This window comes from Nonomuraea sp. NPDC005730 (assembly GCF_040630865.1).
Taxonomy (GTDB): domain Bacteria; phylum Actinomycetota; class Actinomycetes; order Streptosporangiales; family Streptosporangiaceae; genus Nonomuraea.
Map to the genome: position 1 here is coordinate 1 of NZ_JBEXYK010000048.1, position 16,670 is coordinate 16,670.

Consider the following 16,670-nt stretch of genomic DNA (forward strand, 5'->3'; position numbering starts at 1 on the left):
CTGCCGCGCCGACCTGGCCGATCCGAGCCTGGCCGGGCAGCCCATCCATGTCATCGCCGCCCGCTGGGGATTCATCCGCGCCGCCGACCTCAGCAAGTCCTTCCGCGCCAGGTACGGCCTGCCGCCCAAGGACTACCGGCACGAGGCCCTGACCCGCGCCACGTCAGAGGCGGACGACGGCCACACACGTTGATGACGCCGAGGGCGGCCCCGACCTCCGCCCGAAGAGCACCGCGGCGCGGCCACCGACACGGGACGCCGAATGTGTTGAAATTGCTAGTCATTTCAGTCATGATTGAAATGACTAGCCGCTACTAGGGAGCGAGCCATGGAACACGTGACCTTCAACAGCCTCGGCACCCGCTGCGCGGGCGATCTCTACCTCCCGGACACGAGTGACCCGGTCCCCGGGCTGGTGCTCGGGCACAGCGGGGTGATGGTCAAGGAGGCGCTGGCGTTCTTCGCGCCGCACTTCGTCGAGGCCGGCTTCGCGGTGCTGGCCATCGACTACCGCACGGTCGGTTCCAGCGAGGGCGAGCCGCGCGGCCTGGATCACCCGGAGCGGCAGGTGGAGGACTTCCGCAGCGCCGTGTCCTACCTGCGGACCCGTCCCGAGGTGCAGCCGGAGCGGATCGGGGTGTGGGGGGTGAGCATCGGCGGCTCGGTGGCGGCCCAGGCCGCCGTGCTCGATCGGCGCATCAAGTGCGTTGTGGTGCAGAGCCCCAGCGTGTGGGACGGATGGCGGTACACCGAACGCCTCCTGGGCCGCGCCGGCGTTCACGCGCTGCGCGACCGGCTGCAGCAGGACTGGCAGCGGCGCTACGAGGGCGAGCAGAGCGCTCGCGTGCCGCACCTGACGCTGGAGGGCGACAGCGTGAAGGACGCTCCGGACATCTCGACCCGCCTGTTTCCCTCCTACCGCAACGAGAAGACCCTCGACTCGGCCGAGCACCTGCTCACCTTCGCCCCGGAGAACCTCATCCACCGGCTGGCGCCGACGCCGCTGCTGATGATCGCCAACGGCGGCTGGGACCCGTACCACATGCTCGAAGAGGCGCAGAGCGCCTTCGCCAAGGCGGGCGAGCCCAAGCGGCTCGCGGTGCTGCCGTACGACGTGCTCGGCCTCTACACCGGGCCCGGCCTGCAGGAGGCGATGGCGCTCGCCATCGACTGGTTCGACCTCCACCTGCGCAGGACCGCGCCGGCGGGCCTCACCCCGACACCCACCTACGAGTCGGTGACCGCCATGACACAGTGAACCGGCACACGATCACCAAGGGAGGACGCGACGATGAGCGCCGAGGAACAGCAGGACCGGCTGCTTCGATGGGTGGAGCGGGTGTCCGCCTTCTGCGTCGAGGAGTGGGGGCTGCCGCCCATCACCGGACGCATCCTCGGCTGGCTCATGATCTGCGATCCGGCCGAGCAGTCCGCCGGCCAGATCGCCGAGGCCATCCAGGCCAGCCGGGCCTCGCTCACCTCGAACATGCGCTTTCTCACGGCCATCGACCTGGTCAAGAAGGTGAGAAGGCCCGGGGATCGCACCTCCTACTACCGCATCGAGGACGACGCCTGGCAGAAGGTCATCCAGCGCAAGCTCGACAGCCTGAGCGCGTTCGGCGAGATCGCCGACGAAGGGCTCGACATCGCGGGCGGCGAGGGGCAGCGCACCGAGCGCATCAAGGCCGCCCACGACTCCCTGACATGGCTGCAGAACCTCGCGGCCCACCATCCGCCACGCCATTGAGGAATCTCCATGCACCGCTGGAAACCCGAGCTGGGGCTGATCCAGGAAACGCTGCTGCTCACTCTCCACGCGAGGGCCCTGGACGCCGGGCTCTCCCATCCGATCCTCGGCGACACGCTCTCCGCCGACCTGGCCGGCAGCGTCGACTACGACTTCGGCATGCTGAAGGTCAAGCCCAGCCTCGTCCTCACCACGGCACTGCGCGCCAAGAAGCTCGACGACGTCGTCCGTGCCTACGTCGCGGCTCACCCCGGATGCGTGGTGCTCGACCTGGGCTGCGGCCTGGACACCAGGATGTCCCGCTGTGATCCGCCGCCGGGCGTCGACTGGTACGACGTCGACTTCCCCGAAGTGGTGGACCTGCGATCCGGACGCCTGCCCGGCCGTTCCCACCTGGTCGGAGCCGACCTCACCGGCTCCGACTGGCTCTCGGCCGTCCCCGGTGACCGGCCGGCGATGATCGTCGCCGAGGGGCTGCTCCCCTTCATGCCCGGCGACTCCTTCCAGACGATGACCCGCGCGCTGACCGGCCATTTCCCCTCGGGTGAGCTCGCGCTCAACGGCTACACCCGCTTCGCCGCCTGGGCCATGAAGTACCACCCGACCATCAAGGCACTCGGCATCGGGGCCGCCCAGGGCTTCGACGACGCGCACGAACCCGAGTCCTGGGACGCCGGCCTCGAACTGATCGAGGAGCAGATCCTCACCCGCGCTCCGGAAGTGGCCCGATTCCCGCAACCCCTACGGGCGCTGACCCGTCTCACCGCCCGCAGCACGACCTTGTCCCGGCAAGGGGCACGCGTTCTCCGCTACCGGTTCTGAGCCTGGCACGGCAACGCACGCGAGTGCGCCCGCGCTGCCGGAACGGGCCTCTGCGTACGTTTCCCTCCGACGGGCAAGACGAGCAGGCGCAGAGGCTCTCCCCTGGGGCGGTCAGGTAGCGGCCGTCTGCCGGCCGCAGGGCGGCGGCGTACGCGTGGCGAATCTGGCCGCCGCTCCTCAGCCATACCCGTGTCGGTGGTGCGCAGGCGTTGGTCCGTGCGTTCAGTCACAACAAGGCGTGCGCCCAGCCCTAACGCGTGACGCGGCCGATCATGCGAGAGTTGGGGGCGAAGGTTCACCTCTTCTCTCGACGCTCGGAGAACTTCTCAGCCATCTGGAAGCGCGGTCCCGGCATCGCCGGGAGGTGACCACTGACATCCGTCGCGGTGCGCTCTCGCCGTAGTCGACCAGACGACAACCGGCCCCGTTCATCGGCCCCCCGTCAACAGCCGCCCGGTGTGCCGATCGCCCGCCACGAGTAGACCGCCACCCCATGCGTGTGGCCGGCCATCTCAGCGGTCTCCGCCACGACTCGCAGATCAAGGCTGTCCTGACAGCTCCCACCAACGTGGGCTGTGCACGAATCGAAGGAGATGAACATGACAACCGTCAAAACCAAGATCGCCGCTCTGAGCTTGGCGTTCACCACCGCCGCGGCCATGGCCGGGGTCATCGGGGCCGGTCCCGCGGCGGCCGGTTCCGCAACGGCCCTGGACCAATGCTCGGACCGCGGCTGGGCCAATGTGGGTCTGCTGGACAGGGGATGGTCGGGCAACACCGGATGGGCGATCATCATGTATTGCGGCTGGGAGTTCAACAGGGGATTCACCATCGACGTGAAGAGCGGGCCCGACCCGAAGTGCGTGTACCTCGATCACGGCGAGATGGCCCTCCTGAGCTGGAACGATGGTTCCTACCGCGGCATCAAGTACTGCTGATCGGCTCTCCACCTGCGCCGGTGAGCCCCGCAGCGCTGGTCGACGTGGCCGGCACGAGACCGGGTTGAGGTGACGTGCGGCCGGTCGGGGTCGCACCGGATGTCTCGGTCCGGAGCGTCCCGATCGGTACCGCCGGCAGCAAGCGTTCGACGGCACCTTCACACCGCTTCGCCGAGGAGTCGACTTCTCAATCCTTCCAATGTACCGACCGTCGGTATATAAAGATCCTGTGTCCAAGTCGCGCTCCTTGCAGGAGCCTTCGTTCCTCATCTTGACCGCGCTGGCCGCCGAGCCTCAGCACGGTTACGGCATCATCGTCGACGTTGAGCGGATCTCCGAGGGCGAGGTCCGGTTGCGGGCCGGGACCCTGTACGCCGCCCTGGACCGGCTCCAGTCCGAAGGGCTGATCGCGGAGGACCGGGAGGAGATCGTCGGCGGGCGGTTGCGGCGCTACTACCGCCTCACCCACGAGGGCAGCGGCCGCCTGGCCGCCGAAGTCGAACGACTGCGGCGCAACGCGAGGACCGCCGCCGCCCGGCTGCGGACGCGCCCCGCCGGAGGTGTCGCGTGAGCGACCTCGAACGACGTTACCGCCGCCTTCTCCGCTGGTACCCGCGCGAGCACCGGGAGCGGCACGAGGAGGAGATGCTCAACGTGCTGATGGCGACGGCGCGGCCCGGGCAGCGTCATCCGGAGCCGCGGGACGTCCTCGACCTCGTCAAGGGTGGCGCCGCGATCCGCGTCCGCTGGGCGTTCGGGCCGGAGTCCATGACGCGCTGGCGCGATGCGGTGCGTGTCGTCGCGGTGGTCGGCCCCGTCGTGTTGCTCACCTACCAGATTCAGTTGGGCATCAGCGTCGAGCTGCTCCTGATGGGCATCCTGACCACCTTCCTGGCCTGGACCGATCGCCGCCGGCCCGCTGCGGCGGTCGCGTGGATCTGGGCGATCCTGTTCGGCGCAGCCATGATCGCCACGGCGATGTTGTCGGCCACAGGCGTCTCCTTGGAGATGGGGGTGGCACTCTGCGGCATCGTCGGGTCCTTTGTGCTGGTAGCGGCGGCGCTGACCGGGGTGGCGCAGCCGCGGCGAGGGCTGTCGCTGGTGGGCCGCAGGCGGATCCTGGCGTGGTCCGGGGCGGCTCTGGCGGTGGGCGCCGTGACGTGGCAGCTGGGAGCCACCCTGCGGGAGGCCGGAGTGCCGCCCGAACTGCTCCCGCTCGGGCTGGGTGCGGTGGCCTGCGGAGTGGCCGCACGATCTCCGACAGGGCGCAGGAGCGTGGTGATGCTCTCACCGGTCATGCTGGCGATGTTCCCCCAGCTCGTGATGGTCGGACTGTGGGGGATCACGCTGTTGGGGCTGGGGTCGGCCGGGTTTCTGGGTGCCGCCGTCCGTTCTGGGTCGCTCGCGCAGAGGTCCGTTGACTGATGAGTGACGCTGGAACGGCAGTCAAGGCCGTCCGCGGGCGCCGGCGCATGCGGACGGCCCCATGCGCAAGGTGATCCTTCTCCTGATCGCGGTCGTCGTCCTCCTCATCATCGACCGAGTCGCCGCGGCGAGCGTCGAGCGGGAGCTCGCGAACAGGATCGCCGCCGTCCCCAACCTCTCCGGCACGCCGAGCGTGTCGATCGAGGGCCTCCCGTTTCTCACGCAGGCCGTGTCGGGGCGCTATCCAGAGGTGCGGTTCGATCTCGGCACCTTCACCTACGGCGGCGTGCCGGTCAAGAATCTGCGGGGTGTCGCATACGACGTGAGGGCGCCCCTCGCCGACGCCCTGCAGAACCGAGCCGACATCCAGGCCGGCCGCGTGACCATCAGCGGCACCCTGCTCAGGGCGACGATCGACAAGTACGCTCCGAGCGGCGTGAAGATCGGCGGTGACGGGCAGCGGCTCACGGCCTCCGGGGAGGTGACGATCGGGGCGAACAAGGTGAAGTTCAACGCCGAGATGCGGGTCGAAGTCGCCGACGGGAGGATCAAGCTCCAGGCCGAGAAAATACCGGGCGTGCCCGTGCCGGACCAGGTCGCGCAACTGATCTCCTACCCGATCCCGTTCAGTCTGCCCTTCGATGTGAAGCTGATCGGGGTCAGGAGCCTGCCGGACGGGCTGGAGCTCTCCGCCGAAGCGTTCGACGTGCCGATTCGTGGCTGAGGTCGGCCCCTTCGCCCTGTCGTCCGTTTCGCCGCAACCCTGGCCCTTGTTGCCCCCGCCGTCCTGGCCTCCTCGCCGGCTGGGGCGTCCGCATCCATGGCCGGCTGGCAGATCGCGGGGTACTACCCCTCCACCTCGGAGGGCCGCAACGAGTGCCACAGGGACGATGTGCGATGGGCGCGCGGCTGAGGGATCCGCTGCCGGATCATGCGGGCGATCCCCGGCATGGCCCGCATGGACAAGGGCATGCTCCGCTTCGCCTTCGCCAGGACCTGACCGCCCGTTCGACGCCGCTGGCCGGGCGCGGTACGCGAGGGGCCTCGACCCGGGGCGTGACGCGGCGGACCACCTGTCCGGCCCGCGGATCGGACGCTCGGGCCAGCCGGCCTCAACTGCCGAGTCGCATGACGATGCGTGGCACGCCGGCGGCCGTCGATCCGGTATCGGCGGTCTTGACGAAGCCGGCGGACTCGAACAGGGAGCGGGTACCGACGAACGCCAGCATGGTGTCGATCTTCTTGCCCTTGTTGTCGACCGGGTAGCCCTCGACGGCCGCGGCGCCGTGCTCGCGCGCGAAACGGACGGCGCCGTCGATCAGCGCCCTCGCCACTCCCCGGCCGCGGTGGCCGGCACGGACTTTGAGACACCAGATCGACCAGATCGCGAGGTCGTCGCCGATCTTGGGGATCCTGCCGCTGCGGGCGATGGAATACACCTCGGCGCGGGGCGCGACACCGGCCCAGCCGACGACCTCGTCGACGTCGTAGGCCAGGACACCCGGGGCGACCGGCTGCCGGCACAGGCGTCGCATGTAGCCTGGCCGCTGGTCGGGACCGAGTTCCCGGTTGACCGCGGGGTCGATGCGATGGCTCAGGCACCAGCAGGCGGTCGTGCCCGGCCTTCGGGGGGCGAGCATGATCGAGACGTCGTCGAAGCGGTCCGCCGACGCGGGCTCGATCCTGAAGGCGGGAGCGCTCATCGGCCGAAGGGGGTCAGTACGGCGATCTTCCATGGGGGCCCCGTGTCGATGAGTTGATGGAGGTGGCGTTCAGTGGCGCCGATGTCATGTCCTTCAGTCCGTCGTACTGCCCCAGGCGCCGGCGAAGAACCCCTCGGTCTTTCCGGCACGGTCTTCTCGTCCCGGGCGAGCAGGGCGCGAGCGTATCGGTCGAAGAACCCGCGCACGACGGTGGTCACACTCACGGGGTGTTCCAAGTTCGGCCGCCGGCACCCGCCGTTAGCCCGAGTCCCATGCTGTTCAAGCGCCGAGACCTCGAACGCATCGCGGACGGGACCCTCACGCTGGCCTTCCGCCGCTGGAAGCGCAGCCGAGACAGAGCGGCGGCTGGCCGGCATCGACAAGGCCGGCCGCCGCGGCCCCTGGCGGCGGCAGATGGCGTTCCGGACAGGACGGCCTGAATGGCGTGACGGGACGCCCTCCGGGTTCTGCGGCGTTGTTGGAGCCGTCCGGCACCTTGGCGATCTCACCGAGCCCCGCCCTGAGGGGCAGGGCCGGCAACTCGTCGTCCTCTTAGAGCTTCCGAACGCTGCTGGCCTTCACTCGGTGGCCTGCCGCCACGGGGTCCGCTCTGCGACGTGGCGGCGGAGCTCGCGTGCCTGCCGGGGCAGGTTCCAGGCCACGGCGCCGATGACGTGGCCGTCCCTGCCGTACAGGCCGGCGAACCGGCCGGTGGCGGGATCCCCGGCCACGACCTGGAACCGGGCATCGCCGCCCGTGACGCCGTGGACCTGGATCCTCACGTCGTACTGGTCGGTCCAGAAGTAGGGCACGGGCGCGAAGGGGGCCTCGCCGCCGAGGAGCGTCCGGGCCGCGGCCGTGCCCTGCTCGGTGGCGTTCAGCCGGTGTTCGACGCGCAGGCGGCCGAAGCGGGGGTGCCGCCAGGAGGCCACGTCGCCGGCGGCGACCACGCCCGGAGCGGCCCGGCACCGATGGTCGCACCTGACGCCGTCCTCCACCTCCAGGCCGCTGCCGGTCAGCCAGCCGGTCGCCGGGGCCGAGCCGACGGCCACGAGCACCAGGTCGGCCGGGACGTGCGCGCCGTCGTCCAGATCGACCCCGTCCACCTGGCCGTCGCGGCCGGTCAGGCCGGTGACCAGGGTGCCGGGACGCAGGCGGACGCCGTGCCCGGTGTGCAGGCCGGCCAGCAGCCGCGCCACCCGGTCGCCGAGCCGGTCGATCAACGGCGCGGGGAGCGGATCGACCAGGGTGACGTCCAGGCCGAGCTGCCGGGCGACGGCGGCGACCTCCGTACCGAGGAAGCCCGCGCCGACGACGACCACCGACCGGGCGGCGAGCAGCCCCTCCCGCAGGGCGAGGGCGTCGTCGAGGGTGCGCAGCACGTGCACGCCGCCGAGTTCGTGCCCCGACGGCAACCGGCGCGGGACGACGCCGGTGGCGATCACCAGCCCGTCGTAGGGCAGGACGCCGCCGTCGGACAGGACGAGCTCACGCGCGCCGGTGTCGAGGGCGGTGGCGGCGACGCCGAGCCGCCAGTCGGCCCCCAGCCCGGCGGGCGCCCACTGGCGGCGCAGCGTCACGCGGTCGGGCGCCCACCTGCCGAGCAGGATCTGCTTGGACAGCGGCGGCCGGTCGTAGGGTTCCCGCCGCTCGGCGCCGACCAGGGTCAGCGAGCCGGTGAATCCGTCGCGGCGCAGGGCCTCGGCGGCGGTCAGGCCCGCCGCCGAGGCGCCCACGACCACGATCCGGGAGGTCCGGCTCACGACGCGCTGAGCGTGATCGCGCGGGCCGGGCAGATCCGGGCGGCCTCGCCGACGCCCTCGTGCAGCCCCGATTCCGGGCTGTCCCGCAGCAGGACGACGATGCCGTCCTCGTCGCGCTGGTCGAACACGTCGGGACTGACGAGGACACACTGCCCCGAGCCGGTGCAGGCGTCCTGATCCACGGTGACCTTCATGTGCTTGACTCCTTCGCTCGATCTCACCAGGTGACGGGCAGTTCGCGGACGCCGTAGAAGACGGCCTGCTGTTTGAACGCCAGCTCCTCCAGCGGCACGGCCGCCGCCAGCGTGGGGACGCGCCGGTAGAGCGTGCCGTAGACGACCTGCAGCTCCACCCGGGCCAGCGACTGCCCCAGGCACTGGTGGGCGCCGAACCCGAAGGCGACGTGGTGGCGGACCTCGCGGCGGACGTCGAGGACGCCGGGGTCCGGGAAGGCCGACGGGTCCCGGTTGGCGGTGCTCTTCACCACGACGATGCCCTCGCCCGCGCCGATCACCGTGCCGCCGACCTCCAGGTCCTCGCGGGCGACGCGGCGGGCCTCGGTGTGGGTGATGGACAGGTAGCGCAGGAGCTCCTCCACAGCGTTGGCCACCAGCGCCGGGTCGCCGTCGCGCACCGCCGCGAGCTGGTCGGGGTGCGCCAGCAGCGCGGCCGTGCCGAGCGCGATCATGTTGGCGGTGGTGTCGTGCCCGGCCACCAGCAGGAGCTGGCCCATCGTGGAGATCTCGGTCAGGGTCATCGCGCCCGTCCTGTACTGCTCCACGGCCAGTCTGCTGAGGACGTCGTCGCCCGGCTCGTCGCTCTTCGCCAGCACCAGCGCCTCCAGGTAGCCGTTCAGCTCCTCGGCGGCGGCCAGGGCCCGCGCGGGGTCGCCTTCGTCCATGACGAGCTCGCCCGCCGCCCGCTGGAAGAAGGCCCGGTCCGCGTAGGGCACGCCGAGCAGTTCGCAGATCACCAGCGAGGGGACCGGCAGCGCGAGCGCCCGCACCAGGTCGGCCGGGTTGGGGCCGGCGAGCAGGTCGTCGATGAGGTCGTCGACGATCCGCTGGATCCTGGGCCGCAGCGCCTCCATCTTCCTGATCATGAAGTCGGCGGTCAGCAGGCGCCGGTGCGTGGTGTGCTCGGGGGCGTCCATCTGCATCAGCGTCTTCATCCGCGCGTCGCGTGCCTTGCTCACCGCGTTGGTGTGCGGGAAGCCGGGCTCGGCCACGTCGACGCTGACGCGCGGATCGGCGAGCACCGCGCGGGCGTCGTCGTAGCGGGTGACCAGCCAGGGGGTGGTGCCGTCCCACAGACGGACGCGCGAGACGGGCGCCTCCTCGCTACGGCGGGTCAGCTCGGGCGCCGGGTCGAACGGGCACGCCGCCGCACGGGGCATCGGGAATGTCACCGGATCCGGCAGGGCATCGGTCATGGTCTCTCCTCACCTCGGTTGTGTGGTCCGCGCAGGGCCGATGACGGCCGCCCGGGCGGGAACCGTCGTGGTCGGCAGCGCTCATACGTCAAGGCTGTCGTTGAACCAGCCCCGGAGACTTCCGCCCGGGAGCGCCGCAAGGGCGGGCGGGAAAGCCTCAACCGGCGGTGGAACCTGGGCGCACGGTCACTCACCCGCCAGTACGTCCGCGTCGGCCGGTTGGCACCACTCGATCGAGATCTCGTCCATCGGGGTATCCATCGGGGTGTGACGGTGGTCGGGAACAGCCGCCGGGACCGAAGCCGGCGTGATATACAACCAGGGCGAACGCTGGCCCGCATCGACCTTCTGGACACCATCCCGATGGCCAAGCACCTCGTCCTCAGCCTGCCCAGCCACGAACCCGACACGTTGCCGGCGCACTTCGCCCGCTGCGAGATCGGTCCGAGAGGAAGGAAGGCATCATGACGATCACCAAAGAGCCGGACCTCGTCGAGGTCCCGTTCTGGTTCGATCCGCTGTGCCCCTGGGCCTGGGTCACCTCACGCTGGCTGCTGGAGGTCGAGAAGGTCCGGCCGGTGCACGCCGACTGGCGGCTCATGTCGCTGGCCCACCTGAACCTCGTCCAGCGTGCGGGTGAGGGGATGAGCGAGGACTACCGGAACCAGATGGAGAAGGCCTGGGGGCCGGTCCGGGTCTGCGCGGCCGCCGCCGAGCACGCCGGCCGCGGAGTTCTCGGCCCGTTGTACACCGCCGTCGGCACCCGGTTCCACAACCAGAAACGTCGCGATGACCCCGCGGTCGTCACCGAAGCCCTCACAGAGGTGGGCCTGCCCGCCGCGTTGGCGGCGGCCGCCGACGGCGAGGAGTTCGATCAGCTCATCAGGGACTCCCACGATGAGGCCTTCAACGAGGTGGGGCTCGATGTCGGGACTCCCGTTCTCCGCATCGGCGGCATGGCCCTGTTCGGCCCGGTGATCAGGCAGGCGCCCCGCGGCGAAGCAGCCGGCAGGCTCTGGGACGGCCTGGTCCTGGTCGCCGGGACGGAGGACTTCTTCGAGCTCAAGCGGAGCCGGGGGCGGAGCGTCAGACCGTCCTTCGACTGAGGGACACCGCAGCCGGGCCTACGCGGTCGACGGGTCCTGATCGCGGGCCGGCCGTGCTCGTCGTTCATCGCGCATGGCACTCCCGCCGTTTCGATGTCCTGGCACAGTCCGGCGTCTGGTTGCCACGCGTCACGGGCAGTCGTAGTACGTCGGTGCCGATGAAGGAGGGGAGCGGCTGGAGATCCTGCGGGCCGGTGGCCAGCCGCAGATCGGGAAAGCGGTCGAACAGTGCGGGCAGCGCGATGCGCGCCTCCAGCCGGGCCAGCGGCGCGCCCAAGCAATAGTGCATGCCGTGGCCGAAGGCCAGGTGCGCCCGGTCGCGCCGGTCGATGTCGAAGCGGTCAGGCTCGGCATTGACGGCAGGGTCACGCCCGTGAGCGCCGAAGCAGATGAGGATGAGGTCTCCGGCTCGGATGATGGTCTGCCCGTCCAAGGGGATGTCCGCGGTGGCGTAGCGCATCGGCAGATGCATGACGGGCGGGTGCCGGCGCAGACTCTCCTCGATGACGTCATCCCAGCGTGCGGGATCGCGGCGGACGACAGCGAGCTGCTCGGGGTGGCTGAGCATCGCGATGACGGCGTGGTCGAGCAGAGACACCGTGGTCTCGCTGCCCGCGCCGATCATCAGGAGCAGCGTGCTGACGAGCTCGTCGTCGCTGAGCTGATCGAGTCCGCTGTCCCTGGCGGTGATCAGCCGGCTGGTCATGTCGTCGCCAGGCTGAGCTCGCTTGGCCTCGATGAGACGGTGCATCGATGCGATCAGCTCCTGCTGTACGCGGATCGCCTGCTCGGCTGACAGGCTGGTGTCCAGCACGGCGTCGATGGTGGCCAGCATGGCGGGCCGCTGATCCGGCGGCACCCCGAACAGGTCGCAGATGACCTGGGTGGGGATCTTGTAGGAGTAGCGTGCTCGCAGGTCCAGCACGTCTCCCGGGGCATCGGCGGTCAGGTCGTCCAGCAACGTGGTGACGATGGTGGTGATCGGCTGCTGCATCGCCTCTACGCGGCGGGGTGTGAACGCTGCGCCGACCAGGTTCCTCAACCGCTGGTGGTCGGGGTCGTCGGCGGTGAACATGCTCCTCACGTCGACCCAGGCGGTGAGCCAGCCGATCGCGTAGGGGCGGTAGCCGGGCCAGGACTTGCGCGCGTCCTTGGAGACGTGGGGACTCGTCAGCAGGTGCTTGACGACATCCCCGTCGGTCACCGACCAGGCGGTGAGGTCGCCGGGCAGCCGGACGGGCACGGCCGGTCCGGCGGCGCGTAAGAAGTCGGCCTGCTCATGGACGCGGTGTCCGCTGCTGTCGAGAATCACGGCTGTGGGAGTCACGCGTGCCTCCTGTCTGTTTCAGATTCCACAATTTGTCGAGGATCGTTTCAAAGGTCCCCGGGGTGATGTGTGGCAGCACCGCGCTCTCGGCGCGCCAGGAAGGCAGGGCGTGCCGGAGAACCTCGACCCCCTGCTGCGCTCCTGAACAACTCTTAAGATCACTCAGGAACAGCCCCCGACAGGAAGACCTTGCGCATGCGCACCATCTACGCCGTCACCCATCCGGAGGCGACGCACCACGTCGAGAGGGTCGTCGGCGGCTGGCATGATTCGCAGCTGACGCCGGCCGGCCTCCGCGCGGCAGCCTCCATCGCCCAGGCGCTGCGGGCCCAGATCCCGGACGGCGCCGAGGTGGAGCTGTTCTCCTCGGATCTGCGGCGCACCCGGCAGACGGCCGAGAAGGTTGCCGAAGTGTTCGGTGTGAAACCCGTCCTGGACCGCAGACTGCGGGAGAAATCCTACGGAGTAGCAGGGGGAAGGCCACAGGAGTGGCTGGACCAGCGGTTCATTCCGCCGCCGGCTGTCGGGGAGCGGTTGGAGCACGACGAGGGCGTGGAGGGCGCCGAGACCAAGGCGGCGTTGGCGCGGCGCGTCTACGCGGCGATGGACGAGATCTTGCAGCGTCCCTGCGAACACCAGATCATCGTGACTCACGGTGGCTCCCTGACATGCGTCGTGACGTCCTGGATCAAGATGCCGATCGCGGCGGCCGGCTATGCCGGCTTCCGGGTGCCGTCTGGCAGCATCACCACGCTGCGCGAAGACGACTTCTTCCACAACCGCACGGTCGTCAGCCTCGGCGACGCCCGCCATCTCGATTCCGCCGAAGCCGGCTGACCTCCACGGCCTGCCTCGGCCGGGCGGGGCGAGCCCGGTTCGCCCTCATCGGACGACCGAACGTGCTGGTGCCGTGCCACCGCCTCGATCGCCAGGCGCCGCCCCGGACGCGCGGGTCTGCGGGCACCTTCACCTGGAGTGCCGGGGCGGAGATCAGCCCGCAGTCGCAGACGGCAGGGAGCAGGCTCCCACAGCCCAACCCTTCTCGGTGCTGAGGAAACTCGGAACAAGGGCAGGGAGGCTGGGTGCATGATCACCAAGACATTGGGGCTCGTCCTCGCCGCCGCCCTGTTGCCCGGCCCCCCGTCCCCTGCGACCGGCCTGCATGAGTGCGCGACCGCGACCACACGCTGCGACGGCACCATCGAGGTCCCCCTTGACTGGGAGAACCCCTTCTCCGAGCGCATCTCCGTGGCCTTCACCTTCATCCCGGCCAGGGACGCCGACGGCACGGTGGCGGCCAACCGCGGCGGGCCGATGCCGGCCCTGCCGGCGACCCCCGACATCCAGCGAGCTCTCGGGCCCGTCCTTGACCGGAAGAACCTGCTGGTCATGGATCCACGCGGAATGGGGCAGTCGTCGCCGCTGCTGTGCCCGGGAGCCGACCCCTTCAAGCCCGGGACCATCGCCGCCTGTGCCGAGAGCGTGGGCCCGCGAGGCGCGTACTTCACCGCCGACCAGGCCTCGCACGACCTCGACGCGGTACGGCGAGCGCTCGGCCTGGGAAAGATGAGCTACTACGGCAACTCCTACGGCACCCTGTACGCCCAGGCGTACGCGGCCCGGTACCCCGGCAGCCTGGACGCCGTCTTCCTGGACAGCTCCATGGTCATCGGCCGCGACGGGTACGCCGAGCAGCGGTTCGACGCCCGGCTCGACTACCTTGATCTCGTCTGTGAGCGTTCGAGGCCATGCGACGCGCTGCCCGGCAAGGCCTCCGACACCTGGAAGAGGCTGGTGGACCGGCTTCGCAAGCACCCCGACCCGGAGGTGACGCTGCACCAGGCGCTCACCCTGCGTGAGCCGGCCGAAGCGGTGCTCGGCCGGGAGGTCGTCGCGGCCGCACACGCCTACCTCGGCGGGGACCCGGTCCCACTACGCCGCCTGGCCCGGCTGATCCCCGGAACCGTCCCGCCGTTCGATCCTCCCTGGCTCGCGGGGCATGTGGCCTTCCGCTGTGGCGACGGCTCCTTCCCCTTCGACCGGCTGGCCCCGGCGGCCGAACGTCAGGCCCAAGCCGAGCGGTACTACGAGCGAGAACGCCCGATGGCGCCCTTTCAGCCCACCGACGTCTTCCCCACCGAGGCGGTCGCCGGCCAGGAGTGGTGCATCAACTGGCCCACCCCACGGCACAGCCCGCCGCGCCCGCCCGGACAGGCGCTGCCCGACGTGCCCGTCCTGGTGGTGGCAGGGGACTTCGACGTCAACCGCCCCGCCGAGGTGGAGCGTTCCCTCCGGGTCTTCCCGAACGCGACCATCATCCGGATCCCGTTCGGGATGCACGCCCAGTCCTTCTTCCCGTCGCCGATGGGTGAGTGCGTACGCGGCATGTTGCGTACCTTCCTGACCACCAAGCGGGTGGTCGACCAGAAATGCACCGGCGAGAACTACCGCGCCGTCGGTGCGTTCCCGCAACGGGTCAGGGACGTGGCGCCGCACCCGGCCCCCGAGCTCAGCCCGAGCCGGCGGCGGATCCTCGCGGCCGCCTTCGCCACCGCCGCCGACGCCACCGCCCGCCGCAACCCGCACGCCTTCTACTACTTCGGGCGGACGAACGAGCCGGGGTTGCGCGGCGGCCAGGTCACCTTCGGTCAGGACATCACGCTCGACGGCGTGCGGTTCGTGCGCGACCTGCGGGTCAGCGGCCTGGTCACCATCACCCCGGACGGCCACGCCACCGCCACCCTCACGGCCGAGACCGGCCGACGCACCCACAAGGTGACGCTCTCCTGGACGGCGTTCTCCACTCAGCCATCCGTATCCGGCACCGTCGACGGCATCCCCTTCGAGTAGGCCCCGCCGCTCGGGTTGGCCTGACCGGACGTGCGTCAGCTCTGCTGGGTGGCGAAAGTCGGCACGGAGTTCCGGCTGCGGGCTTCACGGTCCTGGAGGGAAGACGCCCTGGCCCGGAGTGAGGATTCCGTCGGGGTCGTAGCGTTCGTGGGCCGCCTCGAAGGCGGCCCACGCGGGGCCGTAGTGGGTGCGCCACTCCTCGGGCGTGGTGGGTATGGAGCCCACCGGGTACTGGTAACCCCCGACGGCCTGGGCGCGCAGGTAGAGGGAACGGTTGGCCGCCACCATGTCCTGCGGGTCCTCGGCTCCGTACGAGGCGGTTCTGAGCAGGGTGAAGAGGAAGACCGTCTCCTCGTCGGGCACGCGCAGCAAGGGCAGGTGCAGGCGGTCGCGGGGGAAGGGATAGAGCAGGACCACGCCGCTGGCGCCGACCTCGGTCTCGGTCAGGTCCTTGATGACGGCCTCCACGAAGGCGTCGGTACGGCTCGCGGGCAGGAACATGTTCCACCACGGGTGCGGGCGGTACCACTCGCCTGTGGACTTCAGTTCGGCGACGCCCGGGGCGAGCCGGTTGAGGAAGTCGAAGTAGGACATGTCCTGGATCTGCCGGTCGCCGGGCTGGTCGCCCAGCCCGGCGAGCAGCCTGGCGTCGTCGGGCGGGGTCGTGCCGTCGAAGAAGGCGACCGCTTCGAGCTGGTGACTCCAGCCGGCGGAGCCGGTCGGCAGTTCGAGCTCTCCCTCCACGTAGGCGAAGCGGCCGTCGTTGACCACGCGCCGCTGGTCGGCGGTCAGCGCGGCGACGCTCGGGTAGGTGAGCAGGTAGTGGCGGACCGTCGTGGGGGCGGGCAGCAGGCGCAGGGTGGCCTTGGTGATGATGCCGCACTGTCCTCTTCCCGCCAGCGCCGCGCGGAAGAGGTCGGGGCGCAGCCGCGCGGAACACCTCCTGAGGCCGGCCTCCCCCGTGACGACCTCCAGCTCCACGACGCTGTCCGCCTGGGATCCGTGGTGGTGGGTCTGGCCGCCGACGCCGCCGACCGAGAGCGTGCCGCCGACCGAGAGCTCCAGGTAGTCGGTGAAGACCGGAGGGGTCAGGCCGTGGACCAGGGTCGCCTGCGCCAGGCTGCTCCAGAGCGCACCCGCCTCCACGACGGCCGTGTCCTCCCGCACCTCGATCGCGTTGAGCGGGGTCATGTCGATGATCAGACCGCCCGCGACCTGGCCCTGGCCGAAGGTGGCGTGTCCCTGGCCGCGCGCGGCCACCTGCAGGTCGTGCGTGCGGCAGTACTTCATCATCAGCATGATGTCCGACACCGCGCCGGGCTCCAGCACGGCCCCTGAGGTCCGATGGACCAGGTGCCCGAAGTCGTCGGCCGCCTGGCCGCGCGAGGCGGGATCGGTCACCACCTTGCCCTTCAGCGGCGGCAGGTCGACCATCCCCTGAGACCGGGCGGCGTCGGTGACCCACGTGCGCGTGGACGGATCGAAGCCGACCACGGCCGCCCCCGTCGTGAGTAACGCTCGTCTCCACGGATACCACGTCATACCCGACCCCCTCGC

At 70.4% G+C, this 16,670-nt stretch carries 17 protein-coding genes and 1 pseudogene; 11 read left to right on the forward strand and 7 right to left on the reverse strand.

Features of this window, described 5'->3' with window-relative positions; genetic code table 11:
- From ABZ444_RS36845 to ABZ444_RS36880, 8 genes and pseudogenes are all read left to right on the forward strand, one after another.
- Positions 1-193: pseudogene (locus tag ABZ444_RS36845) on the forward strand (AraC family transcriptional regulator); the annotation flags it as partial.
- 135 nt (positions 194-328) lie between these two features.
- Positions 329-1,258 (forward strand): alpha/beta fold hydrolase, encoded by a 930-nt coding sequence (locus tag ABZ444_RS36850; RefSeq protein ID WP_358007461.1) that lies wholly within the window; start codon positions 329-331, stop codon positions 1,256-1,258.
- Between the two features lie 33 nt (positions 1,259-1,291).
- Positions 1,292-1,747, forward strand: coding sequence for a transcriptional regulator (locus ABZ444_RS36855; protein WP_358007464.1), 456 nt, complete (start codon positions 1,292-1,294; stop codon positions 1,745-1,747).
- A 9-nt stretch (positions 1,748-1,756) separates the two neighbouring features.
- Entirely contained in the window at positions 1,757-2,569 is an 813-nt protein-coding gene (locus ABZ444_RS36860) for a class I SAM-dependent methyltransferase (protein WP_358007467.1), read from the forward strand.
- A 599-nt stretch (positions 2,570-3,168) separates the two neighbouring features.
- On the forward strand, positions 3,169-3,507 hold the full coding sequence (locus ABZ444_RS36865; RefSeq protein WP_358007470.1) for a hypothetical protein: 339 nt from the start codon (positions 3,169-3,171) through the stop codon (positions 3,505-3,507).
- Between the two features lie 229 nt (positions 3,508-3,736).
- Positions 3,737-4,078, forward strand: coding sequence for a helix-turn-helix transcriptional regulator (locus ABZ444_RS36870; protein ID WP_358007473.1), 342 nt, complete (start codon positions 3,737-3,739; stop codon positions 4,076-4,078).
- Entirely contained in the window at positions 4,075-4,932 is an 858-nt protein-coding gene (locus ABZ444_RS36875; RefSeq protein ID WP_358007476.1) for a hypothetical protein, read from the forward strand. The genes ABZ444_RS36870 and ABZ444_RS36875 overlap by 4 nt, the downstream gene beginning before the upstream one ends.
- Before the next feature lie 61 nt (positions 4,933-4,993).
- Positions 4,994-5,656, forward strand: a complete 663-nt coding sequence (locus tag ABZ444_RS36880; RefSeq protein WP_358007479.1) for a DUF2993 domain-containing protein — start codon at positions 4,994-4,996, stop codon at positions 5,654-5,656.
- A gap of 388 nt (positions 5,657-6,044) precedes the next feature.
- On the opposite strand, the gene ABZ444_RS36885 is transcribed toward ABZ444_RS36880, so the two are convergent.
- The 5 genes from ABZ444_RS36885 to ABZ444_RS36905 form a co-directional block, all read right to left on the reverse strand.
- Positions 6,045-6,635 carry a GNAT family N-acetyltransferase gene (locus tag ABZ444_RS36885; protein ID WP_358007482.1) on the reverse strand — a complete coding sequence of 197 codons (591 nt, stop codon included), beginning with the start codon at positions 6,633-6,635 and terminating at the stop codon, positions 6,045-6,047.
- A 578-nt stretch (positions 6,636-7,213) separates the two neighbouring features.
- On the reverse strand, positions 7,214-8,398 hold the full coding sequence (locus tag ABZ444_RS36890; protein ID WP_358007485.1) for an FAD-dependent oxidoreductase: 1,185 nt from the start codon (positions 8,396-8,398) through the stop codon (positions 7,214-7,216).
- Positions 8,395-8,592: a ferredoxin gene (locus ABZ444_RS36895; protein WP_358007488.1), complete on the reverse strand. Its 198-nt coding sequence runs from the start codon at positions 8,590-8,592 to the stop codon at positions 8,395-8,397. The genes ABZ444_RS36890 and ABZ444_RS36895 overlap by 4 nt, the downstream gene beginning before the upstream one ends.
- A 23-nt stretch (positions 8,593-8,615) precedes the next feature.
- Entirely contained in the window at positions 8,616-9,830 is a 1,215-nt protein-coding gene (locus ABZ444_RS36900; protein WP_358007491.1) for a cytochrome P450, read from the reverse strand.
- Between the two features lie 186 nt (positions 9,831-10,016).
- Entirely contained in the window at positions 10,017-10,229 is a 213-nt protein-coding gene (locus ABZ444_RS36905; RefSeq protein ID WP_358007493.1) for a hypothetical protein, read from the reverse strand.
- Positions 10,230-10,294: 65 nt separating this feature from the next.
- On the opposite strand from ABZ444_RS36905, the gene ABZ444_RS36910 reads away from it, so the two are divergent.
- Complete coding sequence (locus tag ABZ444_RS36910) at positions 10,295-10,936, forward strand: DsbA family protein (RefSeq protein ID WP_358007496.1); 642 nt, start codon at positions 10,295-10,297, stop codon at positions 10,934-10,936.
- Positions 10,937-11,000: 64 nt separating this feature from the next.
- Here ABZ444_RS36910 and ABZ444_RS36915 read toward each other — a convergent pair whose 3' ends face one another.
- On the reverse strand, positions 11,001-12,179 hold the full coding sequence (locus ABZ444_RS36915; protein ID WP_358007499.1) for a cytochrome P450: 1,179 nt from the start codon (positions 12,177-12,179) through the stop codon (positions 11,001-11,003).
- Between the two features lie 279 nt (positions 12,180-12,458).
- Here ABZ444_RS36915 and ABZ444_RS36920 point away from each other — a divergent pair, with 279 nt between their 5' ends.
- The gene (locus ABZ444_RS36920; RefSeq protein ID WP_358007502.1) at positions 12,459-13,100 is read left to right on the forward strand and encodes a histidine phosphatase family protein; all 642 of its coding nucleotides are present in this window, start codon (positions 12,459-12,461) and stop codon (positions 13,098-13,100) included.
- 249 nt (positions 13,101-13,349) lie between these two features.
- Positions 13,350-15,113 (forward strand): alpha/beta hydrolase, encoded by a 1,764-nt coding sequence (locus ABZ444_RS36925; protein ID WP_358007505.1) that lies wholly within the window; start codon positions 13,350-13,352, stop codon positions 15,111-15,113.
- A gap of 84 nt (positions 15,114-15,197) precedes the next feature.
- Here ABZ444_RS36925 and ABZ444_RS36930 read toward each other — a convergent pair whose 3' ends face one another.
- On the reverse strand, positions 15,198-16,607 hold the full coding sequence (locus tag ABZ444_RS36930) for an FAD-binding protein (RefSeq protein WP_358007508.1): 1,410 nt from the start codon (positions 16,605-16,607) through the stop codon (positions 15,198-15,200).
- Positions 16,608-16,670: the final 63 nt, after the last annotated feature.

Bases quoted from the DNA above. Each gene is read 5' to 3' on its own strand.
- ABZ444_RS36865 (WP_358007470.1), top strand. From the start codon at position 3,169: ATGACAACCGTCAAAACCAAGATCGCCGCTCTGAGCTTGGCGTTCACC.
- ABZ444_RS36895 (WP_358007488.1), bottom strand. From the start codon at position 8,592: ATGAAGGTCACCGTGGATCAGGACGCCTGCACCGGCTCGGGGCAGTGT.
- ABZ444_RS36910 (WP_358007496.1), top strand. From the start codon at position 10,295: ATGACGATCACCAAAGAGCCGGACCTCGTCGAGGTCCCGTTCTGGTTC.
- ABZ444_RS36900 (WP_358007491.1), bottom strand. From the start codon at position 9,830: ATGACCGATGCCCTGCCGGATCCGGTGACATTCCCGATGCCCCGTGCG.
- ABZ444_RS36850 (WP_358007461.1), top strand. From the start codon at position 329: ATGGAACACGTGACCTTCAACAGCCTCGGCACCCGCTGCGCGGGCGAT.
- ABZ444_RS36925 (WP_358007505.1), top strand. From the start codon at position 13,350: ATGATCACCAAGACATTGGGGCTCGTCCTCGCCGCCGCCCTGTTGCCC.
- ABZ444_RS36880 (WP_358007479.1), top strand. From the start codon at position 4,994: ATGCGCAAGGTGATCCTTCTCCTGATCGCGGTCGTCGTCCTCCTCATC.
- ABZ444_RS36885 (WP_358007482.1), bottom strand. From the start codon at position 6,635: ATGAGCGCTCCCGCCTTCAGGATCGAGCCCGCGTCGGCGGACCGCTTC.
- ABZ444_RS36855 (WP_358007464.1), top strand. From the start codon at position 1,292: ATGAGCGCCGAGGAACAGCAGGACCGGCTGCTTCGATGGGTGGAGCGG.
- ABZ444_RS36920 (WP_358007502.1), top strand. From the start codon at position 12,459: ATGCGCACCATCTACGCCGTCACCCATCCGGAGGCGACGCACCACGTC.
- ABZ444_RS36860 (WP_358007467.1), top strand. From the start codon at position 1,757: ATGCACCGCTGGAAACCCGAGCTGGGGCTGATCCAGGAAACGCTGCTG.